Origin of the sequence: Nonlabens sp. Ci31, from assembly GCF_012974865.1 — a bacterium.
In the GTDB taxonomy this organism is placed as follows: domain Bacteria; phylum Bacteroidota; class Bacteroidia; order Flavobacteriales; family Flavobacteriaceae; genus Nonlabens.
In genome coordinates, this window is record NZ_CP043633.1 from 2157095 (window position 1) to 2169078 (window position 11984).

At 37.1% G+C, this 11984-nt stretch carries 11 protein-coding genes; 7 read left to right on the forward strand and 4 right to left on the reverse strand.

Translation table 11 applies throughout. The features are described from left to right. Window positions 1–17: 17 nt before the first annotated feature. On the reverse strand, window positions 18–248 hold the full coding sequence (locus tag F0365_RS09450) for a hypothetical protein (protein ID WP_169933466.1): 231 nt from the start codon (window positions 246–248) through the stop codon (window positions 18–20). Then, window positions 245–727 (reverse strand): SRPBCC family protein, encoded by a 483-nt coding sequence (locus F0365_RS09455; protein WP_240961589.1) that lies wholly within the window; start codon window positions 725–727, stop codon window positions 245–247. The genes F0365_RS09450 and F0365_RS09455 overlap by 4 nt, the downstream gene beginning before the upstream one ends. A gap of 120 nt (window positions 728–847) precedes the next feature. On the opposite strand from F0365_RS09455, the gene F0365_RS09460 reads away from it, so the two are divergent. Genes F0365_RS09460 through F0365_RS09475 form a run of 4 tightly spaced genes read left to right on the forward strand, consistent with a single transcriptional unit; the run spans window position 848 to window position 6075 of the window. Beyond that, window positions 848–2827: a peptidylprolyl isomerase gene (locus F0365_RS09460; protein ID WP_169933467.1), complete on the forward strand. Its 1980-nt coding sequence runs from the start codon at window positions 848–850 to the stop codon at window positions 2825–2827. Beyond that, window positions 2820–3671 (forward strand): hypothetical protein, encoded by an 852-nt coding sequence (locus tag F0365_RS09465; protein ID WP_240961590.1) that lies wholly within the window; start codon window positions 2820–2822, stop codon window positions 3669–3671. Before F0365_RS09460 ends, F0365_RS09465 begins: the two co-directional genes overlap by 8 nt. Beyond that, on the forward strand, window positions 3631–5100 hold the full coding sequence (locus F0365_RS09470; protein ID WP_169933468.1) for a peptidylprolyl isomerase: 1470 nt from the start codon (window positions 3631–3633) through the stop codon (window positions 5098–5100). The genes F0365_RS09465 and F0365_RS09470 overlap by 41 nt, the downstream gene beginning before the upstream one ends. Window positions 5101–5121: 21 nt before the next feature. Then, complete coding sequence (locus F0365_RS09475; RefSeq protein ID WP_169933469.1) at window positions 5122–6075, forward strand: AAA family ATPase; 954 nt, start codon at window positions 5122–5124, stop codon at window positions 6073–6075. Between the two features lie 471 nt (window positions 6076–6546). Here the strand turns inward: F0365_RS09475 and F0365_RS09480 are convergent, their stop codons facing one another. Next, window positions 6547–6687, reverse strand: a complete 141-nt coding sequence (locus F0365_RS09480; protein ID WP_169933470.1) for a hypothetical protein — start codon at window positions 6685–6687, stop codon at window positions 6547–6549. 298 nt (window positions 6688–6985) lie between these two features. On the opposite strand from F0365_RS09480, the gene F0365_RS09485 reads away from it, so the two are divergent. After that, window positions 6986–9253, forward strand: a complete 2268-nt coding sequence (locus F0365_RS09485) for an aconitate hydratase (RefSeq protein WP_169933471.1) — start codon at window positions 6986–6988, stop codon at window positions 9251–9253. A 449-nt stretch (window positions 9254–9702) separates the two neighbouring features. Here the strand turns inward: F0365_RS09485 and F0365_RS09490 are convergent, their stop codons facing one another. Next, window positions 9703–10263, reverse strand: a complete 561-nt coding sequence (locus F0365_RS09490; RefSeq protein WP_169933472.1) for a M23 family metallopeptidase — start codon at window positions 10261–10263, stop codon at window positions 9703–9705. Window positions 10264–10336: 73 nt separating this feature from the next. Here F0365_RS09490 and F0365_RS09495 point away from each other — a divergent pair, with 73 nt between their 5' ends. Both F0365_RS09495 and F0365_RS09500 read left to right on the forward strand, forming a co-directional pair. Further along, on the forward strand, window positions 10337–11053 hold the full coding sequence (locus F0365_RS09495) for a DUF3291 domain-containing protein (protein WP_169933473.1): 717 nt from the start codon (window positions 10337–10339) through the stop codon (window positions 11051–11053). 5 nt (window positions 11054–11058) lie between these two features. Next, window positions 11059–11982, forward strand: a complete 924-nt coding sequence (locus tag F0365_RS09500; RefSeq protein WP_240961591.1) for an ion channel — start codon at window positions 11059–11061, stop codon at window positions 11980–11982. Window positions 11983–11984 lie beyond the last annotated feature (2 nt).

Consider the following 11984-nt stretch of genomic DNA (forward strand, 5'->3'; position numbering starts at 1 on the left):
TGCTGTGTTTTTTACTGTTACCACAATTGTCCTCTGTGTGGCTTCAAGGCGTCCCTTACTGCAGGCATATGTTCTTCTTCTAATGCTATATAAGCGATGTGATGCCTATCATTTATCTCTTCAACGCCAGTGGCAATAGAAGCTACTTTTTCACTTTCTACATATTCATCTAGGTGAATAAGGTGGTGCGCTGCTGTTCTAGAAGCATCTGGACCTTTAAAGTCCCAAATCAATTTTAATTTTCTCATGAATTGGTTTTGATATAATCATCCTTGTTTTCTGCAAAGGTCTTGAAATCTTCCATATGTTGCAGTGTTTGCTGCTTAAATAATTTAGGTTGGGCTTTTGCTACTACTCTCATCATTCCCGTAAACTTAAAAATACTGGTAGCATTCCATAAAGTAGTTGGTACTAATTGATCATTGATGTTTGTTTCGCTTTCGCGAAAGCGGTTGCTCTGCTTATTAACTACACCACTAGTGCGGTAGGTAGCTTCCCATAAGTGAGGTAAGTCTACAGCGGTGACTTGTTCCTTCATGGTAATAGTTGTTCCGGCAACTCTAATTTTCATTTCTCTAGTGCTATTTTCTTCTCCAGGATTTCCCGAAAGATTTCGAGTACTTACCAGTCCTTTTTGCCAATGTTTAAAATAGCTTTGATTTTTAAATAATTCCATTACCTCATTAATAGGAAGTAAAATCTCAATAGAGTGCTCGCTTTTTATCATAATTTTTAAGTCGTGTAAGCTGTTCTAAACTTAATTATATTTAATAAAATAACAAGTGAAACACTACGTTTTGAAAGGCAGTGTTAAATAACTATTTTTGCTATCCTTGAAAAGAAAATTATGAAGAATATAAAAGGTCTCTTAGGTATAGCTGTATTGCTGTTTTCTGTCTCATCCTATGCGCAAAAAATAGAAGACACCACTTTTCTTACCATAGATGGGAAGGACTATGATGCAGGGACTTTTATGAAATTTTATTTTAAGAATATAGATATCGTCCAAGAAGAAGAACAAAAAGATATTTATAATTACCTAGATCTTTATATAGACTACCGTTTAAAGTTACAGCAAGCTTATGAATTAGAGCTGGATAAAAAGGAAAGTCATATCAGAGAGATTCAAAGTACTCGTTCTAGTCTGGCACAACCTTATTTAACAGATAATAAGGTGACAGAAAGCTTAGTTAAAGAAGGATACGAGCGAGGTTTGCAACAGGTAAATGCGAGCCATATTTTAATTAAAGTAAGTCGTGGGGCTTCTCCAGTAGATACTTTAAAGGCTTGGAATAGGATAGAGGCTATTTATAAAGAACTTCAACAAGACATCAGTTTTGGAACCCTTGCAAGAACTAAAAGTGAAGGTCCTAGTGCAGGTAATGAAGGGAATATAGGCTGGTTCGGTGCTTTTGTGATGGCTTATGAATTTGAGACAGCGGCTTACGAGACTCCAGCAGCCACTTTTTCAAAGCCGATAAGGACAGATTTTGGATATCATATCGTTTATGTAAATGATAAAAGACCAGATCCTGGAGAAGTGACCGTTGCGCACATCATGACTTTTGATAAACAAAAAGAAGGAGAACAGACAGCAGCGAGCCGTATTCAAGAAATATACCAGCAACTGGAAGAAGGAAGAGGCTTTGAGGAACTTGCCAGAGAATTCTCTGATGATGAAAATAGTGCTTCTCGTGGGGGAAGGCTTAATAAATTCGGCACTGGTGGAATAGATGAAACCTTTGCAAATGCTGCTTTTAAACTCCAAGAAAAAGGAGCTTATTCCAAGCCAGTAGAAACTAAATACGGCTGGCATATTATTAAATTACTGGAAAACCATCCCCTAAAAACTTTTGAAGAGTTGGAAAGCGAGCTGAAAGAAAAAATTAAAAAATCACCTCGTTCTAGAATCATCACCGAGGCTTTTACGGGTCAACTTAAAAAGCAATATCAAGTTCCCGAAACATTGGTGCTGCCAGAAGAAGTTTATGATATGGTGAGCGACAGTTTGATAATGACGGGTAAGTACGTTTTTGATAAGAACCAAGCCGCAAATAGCAACGAGCTCTTCCATATTAAAGAAAATGGCTACACGATCAGTAATTTTCTTTCTTATACCGCGCAAAAACAAGTAAAAGATTTCACTGCATTTGCGACTAAAAAAGAAAAGTTAGACGCATTCTATACTTCTTTTATTACAGAGAAAATTATTTCTTACTACGATTCTAATTTAGAGAGAGATAACGAAGACTTTAGGTTCTTATACAATGAATTCAAAGAAGGCTTCTTAGTGTTTGACCTAATTGAAACACAAATATGGAATAAAGCAGATAATGATTCTGTGGGACAGCAGGATTATTACGATCGTCATAAAGTCAACTATACCTGGAAACGCAGGTTAGATGTGGACCTCACTCAAAGTACATCAGAAGAAGTGGCCCAAGAGGTTAGAGAAATGTTGCAACAAGGGATAGCGACAGATTCCATCAAAGCCCGCCTTAATGTGGGTGATAAAACTAAAGTGATCATTTCTTCTGGAACCGTGGAAGAGACGTACAATAGATTACCAGACGACTTTGAAGTGCGATTAGGAGTTTCTAATATATATCATGCTGATGGAGACAGTTTTTATAAAGTCATACAAGTGAATGAAATCATAGCGTCTTCAGTTAAAACGCTAGAAGAAGCAAGAGGTAGAGTTATTAATGATTACAAGCAGGAACTAGAAAAAAATTGGATTGATGACCTCAGAAAAGGTCATCAAATAAAAGTCCATAAAAAAGTATTCAAAAAAGTAAAAGCTCAAATAAAAACACAACTTGATTAAAAAAACCATTTACATAGCACTTTTCATTTCGTTAGTTTCTTGTGAGTATTTAACAAAGGAGACCCCAGCAGATAATGTGGTAACTTTAGGCACACATTACTTAGATAAAGACGATATAGCGCGACTTTTACCACAAGGGTATACACGGCAAGACAGTGCTCAAATTGTAGACGCTTATATCAGTAAATGGGCAACAGATCATTTGTTAATGGACAATGCAATCGATAATATTTCACAAGAGAGACAGGCGCAACTGGATCAATTGATTGAAAATTATCAAATAGAATTATACGCCCAAGAATATTTAGGAGAACTAACCAAACAAAATCTAGACACACTCATCTCAGAAAAGGCAATTCTATCTTTCTATGAAAAACGCAAAGAGGACTTTAAATTAAATGAAGATTTAGTTCAGTTTAGGTATGTGCAATTGGATCCTCTTAACACTGATTTGCAAAAAATAACAAAGAGGTTCAATAAAGGCGATTTAAATTCGTTGAAAGAACTAGACAGTCTTAAGCTATCCTATCGCAATTACTTTTTAAACGATAGCATTTGGGTAAAAAAGAGTGCCCTTTTTGACGCTATGAACGTTATCAACGTGGCAAATGAAAAGTTATATATAAAAGAAAATAAAACGTGGAAGCTAGAAGATAGTCTTGGCGTATATTTGGTGCGATTTAATAAAGTGCTTAAACGCGGGGATCGCGCGCCTTTATCCTATGTAAAGCCTACTGTAAAACAGATTTTACTCAACAAGAGCAAACTTGCTTATATTAAAAAATTAGAAAAAGATTTATTAAATGACGCTATTAACAGTGATAAACTTCAAATCAATAACTAAATATCTAGCCATTATTATGGTTTTCGCTTTCGCGAAAGCGGTAACAGCACAAACTACAACCGAGCAAGATGTGGTAGCTATAGATAACAAGAACGTGCAAGAAACACTTGCTGCAATGGACAGTGTAAAGCCCAGTACAAAAAATAGATTTCTTATTGAAGGGGTTGCAGGGGTCATAGGCGACTACGTTATTTTAGGTTCTGATATCGTAAGTGCCAAAGCACAAGCAAAAAGAGAAGCAGGAATATCTGATATTTCCAGTTGTGAATTAATGGAAAGTTTACTTTCAGAAAAAATGTACGCACACCACGCTATTCAAGACAGCATAACTATTGGTGATAGAGAAATAGAAGGTAGAACGGAAGGTCAAATTCAATATTTTAAGAATGCCCTTCAAACCAATGATGATCAAAAGATCGCAGACTTCTATAAAAAGGACAACATTACTCAGGTGAGAGAAGCTTTGAATCGAGTAAATCGTGATGGGCTATTAGCACAGCGCATGCAAGAACGTATTACCGAGCAGGTTGAAATCACTCCAGAGGAGGTTCGCGAGTTTTATAAGTCCATTCCAGTGGAAGATTTACCTCTTTTTAATACAGAGGTAGAAATGGCTCAAATAGTAGTAATACCAGAGCCGGAGCAGGAAGAAATAAATCTAGTGATTAATAAACTTGCAGGATATAGAGCAGACGTGATGGATAATGGTGCTGATTTTGCAGCAAAAGCAACGCTCTATTCTGACGATACAGGAACCGAGCGTCAAGGCGGAGTTTTATCTCTTAAGAGGAATGACCCATTTGTAAAAGAATTTAAAGATCAAGCTTTTTCACTTCAAGAAGGTGAAATCAGCGAGCCTTTTGAAACCATGTTTGGTTGGCATATTCTTTATGTAGAGAAAATACGGGGGCAAATCAGAGATGTGAGACACATTTTATTAAAACCCTACATTTCTGTGGCACAAGTTGAAAAATCAAAGACAGAGTTAAACGCTATGCGAGATCGCATCATTCTGGATGAGATTAGTTTTGGAGATGCTGCAAAAGAAATTAGCGACGAAGAAAAGACAGCTCAAAATGGTGGTAAGATCATCAATCCTAACACAGGAACTGGTAGAATAGAAGTGACTAGATTAGAATCTGACATGGCGTCTACCTTGCAATTTCTTGAAAAGGGAGACCTTAGTGGTATCATAGAAGAAACAGATCCTCGAATGGGGTCGATGAGTTTTAAAGTAGTTTATATTATTGATAAAATACCAGATCATAAAGCAGATTATGCAAATGATTATTTAAAAATCAAAGATTTGGCATTGAAGGATAAGCAAGTTAAGGCTATCAATAAATGGCGCAATGAAAAAATTACCGATACTTACATCAAGATAGGAGCAGAATACAAAGATTGCGATATTCTCAATGCCTGGAATTAATTCTCATAAACCCATCCCATCATGTCAGATGTAGCTGCGATAGATCACTTGGTCAAAAAACACCAAGAGCTTAAAAAAGAAATTGCCAAAGTAATAATTGGACAGGACAATGTAATCAATGAAATATTGATTTCTGTTTTCTCTGGTGGTCACGCGCTTTTAGTAGGCGTTCCTGGGCTGGCAAAAACTTTAATGGTAAACACTATATCGCAAGCATTAGGATTAAATTTTAAACGTATTCAATTTACTCCTGATTTGATGCCTAGTGATATTCTAGGTAGTGAAATTTTAGACGAGAACAGAACTTTCAAATTCTTAAAAGGACCCGTTTTTTCCAATATCATTCTTGCAGACGAGATCAACCGTACACCACCTAAAACTCAGGCAGCGCTTTTAGAAGCTATGCAAGAGAAATCGGTAACCGTAGCTGGTCACCATTATAAATTAGATGCGCCGTACTTTGTACTAGCAACTCAAAACCCAATTGAGCAAGAAGGCACCTATCCTTTGCCAGAGGCACAGTTGGATAGATTTATGTTTTCCATCAATTTACAATACCCGTCTTTTCAAGAAGAGGTAGATGTGGTAAAAGCAACAACTGGAGATCATAAGCCAGTGGTAAATGCTTTATTTACAGCACAAGAAATAGTGGGCTTCCAGCAATTGGTAAGACGTATTCCAGTAGCAGATAATGTCATTGAATACGCCGTTACTTTAGTCGGTAAGACACGCCCTAAAAGCGATGGAGCACCTGAGATTGTAAAAGAATATTTGGATTGGGGTGCAGGACCTCGAGCTTCCCAGAATCTTATTTTAGCAGCAAAAACGCACGCAGCCGTTAACGGTAAATACAGTCCAGATATTGAGGACGTAAAAGCTGTTGCTACGGGGATTCTAAGGCACAGAATTATCAAAAATTACAAAGCAGAGGCCGAAGGGCATACGGAAGAAAGTATCATCGATCAATTGTTGTAGGAAAGAGTCCTTTTTTTATACATCCCTATCAATAATGTCTTCCAAAAGAATCTGGAACGGTCTCTTTACTTTGAATCAATCATTTTTGATCCAGACTATATGGAAGGATAAAAGGTTCTTAGGTTAGCGCTTGTTAAACGGAATTGTCATGCTGGAAAATTGGCTTGCGATATTTCCAAAAAAGGGGAAGAAGACATAATGCAAATTTGTTACCCGTTTAGTAAATGTTCTCGGTAATAATAGAACCACCATTCCATCATGGATTCCAAACAAATCTGGAATGAATCAGGATTTTTTTAATTAAGGAGAAGGCATAAAGAGATTCCACATAAATTTGGAGCAAACTTTTTTCTTATCCAAAAGCATGTTAAACCCAAATTTTATAGGACTTGTTTTCTGGAAGGACAAAGGCTTGTAGGTTAGCGCTTGTTGAATAGATTTGTCATGCTGGATAATTTGCGGTTTGGATTTTTAATATGGTAAAAGATGTGTAACGCAAATTTGTCCAGCATCCAGATCGTGTTCTCCGTTTGAATTGAAGTCTCGATCCATCATGGATCCAGGATAAATCTGGAACTGTCTCCTCATCCTGAATACAACATCTCGATCCATATTTTTTGTAATGACAAGATTTCAAAAAGCTTGTTTAGATAAAATACACCGTAAATACCACCATAGAAATTAACAATCACGCTTTCGCGAAAGCGGAAACACTACTATCGTTATCGTTATTTATAGAACTGATAATTTAAAGATATCAAAATTATCAATTTGATAATTTAAGAACCTTTGATGGCTTGTTATTTTGAGAATGTCTAAAAAACAGCGGTAACGCAGTGAGACTTTCATTTCACGAAGCATTTTTGTAACTTCGCAATCCTTAAAAAACTGATAAATTAAATTTTGATATATGGCTTTTGATATAGATATGATTAAAAAGGTATATGCTGAGATGCCAGCTCGCGTGGATAAAGCACGTAAGCTTACTGGTAAATCGCTGACACTTTCTGAGAAAATTTTGTATTCTCACCTTTGGGATGGCATCCCTGGTAAACCGTTTACTAGAGGTAAAGATTATGTTGATTTTGCTCCAGATCGTATCGCATGTCAAGATGCTACGGCTCAAATGGCTTTGCTACAATTTATGCAAGCTGGAAAAGATAAAGTAGCTGTACCTACAACTGTGCATTGTGACCACTTGATTCAAGCTAAAAACGGAGCGTCTATGGACCTTCAAAGCGCATTGAATACTTCTAATGAGGTGTTTAACTTTTTAGAATCAGTATCTGATAAATATGGAATTGGTTTTTGGAAACCTGGAGCGGGTATTATACACCAAGTAGTTCTTGAAAACTATGCATTCCCAGGAGGAATGATGATAGGAACAGATTCTCACACCGTAAACGCCGGTGGACTAGGAATGGTTGCCATAGGTGTAGGTGGAGCAGATGCTGTTGATGTAATGGCAGGAATGGCTTGGGAATTAAAATTCCCTAAATTGATAGGTGTGAAATTAACTGGTAAATTATCTGGATGGACGGCACCTAAAGATGTGATACTTAAAGTGGCTGAAATTCTTACCGTTAAAGGAGGAACTGGAGCTATTGTTGAATACTTTGGCGATGGAGCATTGAACCTTTCCTGTACAGGAAAAGGAACTATTTGTAACATGGGAGCTGAAATAGGAGCAACGACTTCTACTTTTGGTTATGACGATTCTATGGATCGCTACCTGCGTGCTACAGAAAGAGCCGACATTGCAGATGCTGCAAATGAAGTAAGAGAACACCTTACAGGAGATGCTGAGGTGTACGCCCATCCAGAGCAGTATTTTGATCAAGTAATTGAGATCAATCTAGATACTCTAATGCCACAAATTAACGGACCTTTTACTCCAGACCTTGCGACAGAATTAGGTGCCATGAATGAAAAGGCGACTAAAAATGGTTGGCCACTTAAAGTGGAATGGGGACTTATAGGTTCTTGTACCAACTCTTCTTATGAAGATTTATCACGTGCGAGTTCTATCGCTCAGCAAGCCATTGATAAAAAGTTGAAAACTAAAGCAGAATTTGGTATCAACCCAGGTTCTGAAAAAGTGCGTTACACCACAGAGCGTGACGGTATCTTAGGCATATTTGAAAAATTAGATGCTAAAATCTTCACCAATGCTTGTGGACCGTGTATAGGTCAGTGGGCGCGTTATAGCGATCCTAAAAATGCTCCTAAAAACTCCATCATTCACTCGTTTAATAGAAACTTTGCAAAACGTGCCGATGGTAACCCTAACACTCACGCTTTTGTAGCCTCTCCAGAAATGGTAGCTGCAATAGCAATTGCAGGAAGATTGGACTTTAATCCTATCACTGATAAATTGATCAATGAAGACGGTGAAGAAGTAATGCTAGATGAGCCTACAGGATGGGAATTGCCTCCTAAAGGTTTTGAAGTAAAAGATGACGGTTACCTTGCGCCACAAGAAGATGGAAGTGGAGTGGTGATTAAGGTTGATGAAGATTCAGAACGCATTCAATTATTAGAACCATTTACACCTATAGGTACTGATGTTACTCAAGCAAAATTGTTGATCAAAGCTTTTGGTAAATGTACGACAGACCATATTTCTATGGCAGGACCTTGGTTGCGTTATAGGGGTCATTTGGATAATATTTCTAACAACTGTTTGATTGGTGCGGTTAATGCTTATAACAAGCAAACCAACTTTGTGAAAAGTCAGTTGGATGGTGAATACGGTGCCGTTCCAGCAACAGCAAGAGCTTATAAAGAAGCTGGAATTCCTACGGTTGTAGTAGGAGATCATAACTATGGTGAAGGCTCTTCCCGTGAGCATGCTGCTATGGAGCCACGTTTCTTAGGTGTTGTTGCAGTACTAGTTAAATCATTTGCACGTATCCATGAAACTAATTTGAAGAAACAAGGAATGTTAGGTCTTACTTTTGCAAACGAGGCAGATTATGACTTGATACAAGAAGATGATACCTTTAACTTTGTAGATTTAGCTTCTTTCTCTCCTGATATGCCACTTACTATCGAGGTTACCCATGCAGACGGTTCTATGGACACGATTAAGGCAAACCATACCTATAATGCTGCTCAAATTGGGTGGTTCCACAAAGGAAGTGCCTTGAATAAAATTAAAGAAGAAAACGCCGCTTAATAAAGCGTTTTCAATGAGTTCCCTATACTTAAAAAGCCTCTTGATTTTCAAGAGGCTTTTTTTATGGGAGGAAGTTTTGCTTTCGCAAAAACGAGGAATATACAAGCGTTTTTTTAAGATTTCAGTTTATGATCACTTCCTCTATGTTTTTTGTAAAACGATATTCCAAATAGAGCTAATTGAACGAGAGCTATTAAAAACAGCAGTTCATAAGTTGATTTTTCTCCTCCACTAAGAAGAAAGTAAATAGCTAGAAACAAAAAGGTATTTGAAAGGACTAAATATTTAAAAGGAGATCGTAAAAAAGTAAAGATATTGTCCATGTTATAGTTTTTGCACATTTCAAATATAGGATTTTGAGCAACTATTTCTTAAAATATGTAGTGATAATTTGGAGCTGAAATTATTATACTTTCAAAAGTCTTTAGGTATCAATAATTCGGTTAGCCTTATTTGTGGTTTTTAATAAACTCTGTAGGATTTAAATAACCATCCGTATCACTAGAATAACCGCCGCCTATAGGTAGTTCTATATCATCTCTTATCTCTAGATGAAGATGAGCGAGGTAAGCACCGTTTGCAGTTCCTATAGTTGCTATTTGATCGCCTTTTTTTACGAGCTCATTTTTAGAAACCAGCAGGGTATCACAATGCGCATATAGAGATTCTACATAAGTGCCATCGGGCAGTTCATGCATCACTCTTATTACATTGCCCCAACCGCCGCCTATATCTTTAGCAAAAGTAACCTTACCGTCTCCTATGGAATAAATAGGATCTCCTAGATCAGAATTGCCACCTGTCACCGCATTCCAATCATCACCTAAATGATTGTTTTTCTCAAATCCCTGAGCATTGTAATAGCCTTTTGCATCTGGTTTTCCAATCGGGAAATCAAAGTGAAAGGCGATAGGACTTTTAATTAGTTGCCTTTCTGAAGGAGCTATGTCACTGCGGCTATTTTTACATGAAAAAAGTAAGAGACTTATTAGTAAAAAGGTATATTTCATAAAGAAATGGAAAGGTTCTGTTTTACAACACTAATTTAACCATTTTAATTGTAGTGCGATCTATCTTTGTTTTATGTCTCAACAAATTACAACACTAACATTTTTTAAATATCCTAGTTTTAAAGAAAAGCTATGGGCTTTTGGAATGATGCAATTTGCAAATGGCCCTATGAAGAAAATCAAGGGTTTGCAATTTTATAAATTGCTGGGTTCTGGCAAAAAGAATTTTGATCCACTACCGGACTGGAGTGTTTATGGTTTGTTGCAAGTTTGGGATAATGAAGCAAGTGCAAAGGGCTTTTTTGCAGAGGCTCAGCTCTACAAACGTTATGAACATCGCAGTGAACAACAGCTTACTTTTTACATGAAAAGTATCAAAGCTCATGGGCAGTGGTCCAAGCAAAATCCCTTTGAGACTAGTGATTCCTTAGATGAGAATAATGAGATGATTGCTGTAATTACTAGGGCAACGATTAAGTTACATATGCTTAAGAAATTCTGGGATTATGTTCCTATTTCTCAAAAGGACCTCGTGGACAATCCCAGTTTATTGTTTACAGCCGGAGTAGGAGAGCGACCGGTAACTCAGATGGCTACTTTTAGCCTTTGGAATGATGCAAGAGCATTGAAAAAATATGCTTACCGAAGTCAGAATCATCGACATGCGGTACAACAAACACAGGCTTTACAGTGGTATAAAGAAGAGATGTTTACCAGATTTCAACCTTTTAAAATTACAGGTGAATGGAGTGGGTTTGAAATCCCACCATCTTTAATAAGTAACGAATAATAGCTTTGGAAGAAAAAAAATTCAATGATTTTGGGCTAGGTGAGAAGTCAGAATCGAATGGGTACAGAGCCGTAAATAAGGACGGTTCCTTCAATATACTTAAAACCAACATTCCCTTTTTTGAAAAACTTAATTTCTTTCATAATCTGGTAACCATGTCATGGCTTAATTTCTTTGGATATATATTGCTGGGCTATTTTGTAATTAACTTTTCATTTGCTGCTATTTACATGAGTATAGGAGTTGATCACCTGACAGGAACCTCTGGTACAACAGGTATAGATCAATTTTCAGAAGCTTTTTTCTTTAGTGCCCAGACCATTACCACTTTAGGTTACGGTCGCGTTGCACCATTGGGACTTGCTACAAACATTGTGGCAGCCATAGAGTCTATGTTAGGCTTATTGTCCTTTGCACTCGCTACTGGTTTGCTTTACGGTAGGTTTTCAAAATCACCCACCAAAATAAAATACAGTGATATAGGAGTTATTGCTCCCTATCAAAATATTAATGGTTTTATGATACGGGTGGTGAATCCACAGAATAACGAATTGCTAGAGGTAAATGCAGATTTAAGCGTCTCCTTTAGAAAGGAAGGATCTCAGCATAGAGAGTTCCACAATTTAAAACTGGAAAGGAATATGGTCTTTTTCTTTCCATCAGTCTGGACGATTGTGCATCCTATCGATGAGAAGAGTCCGCTTTATAAAATGACAGAAAAGGAATTTGAAAAAAGAAAGGTGGAGTTTATAGTGATGCTCAAAGCATTTGATGCATCTTCTTCTCAAACCTTGTATTCCAGATCTTCTTATAAGGCAGATGAAATAATTTGGGGTGCAAAATTCACTTACCTAGGACAACATAAGAATGGGAAATTACATATAGACGTCAGTGGCTTGAATTCCTATGACCAAAGTGGTTTACAGTAAAA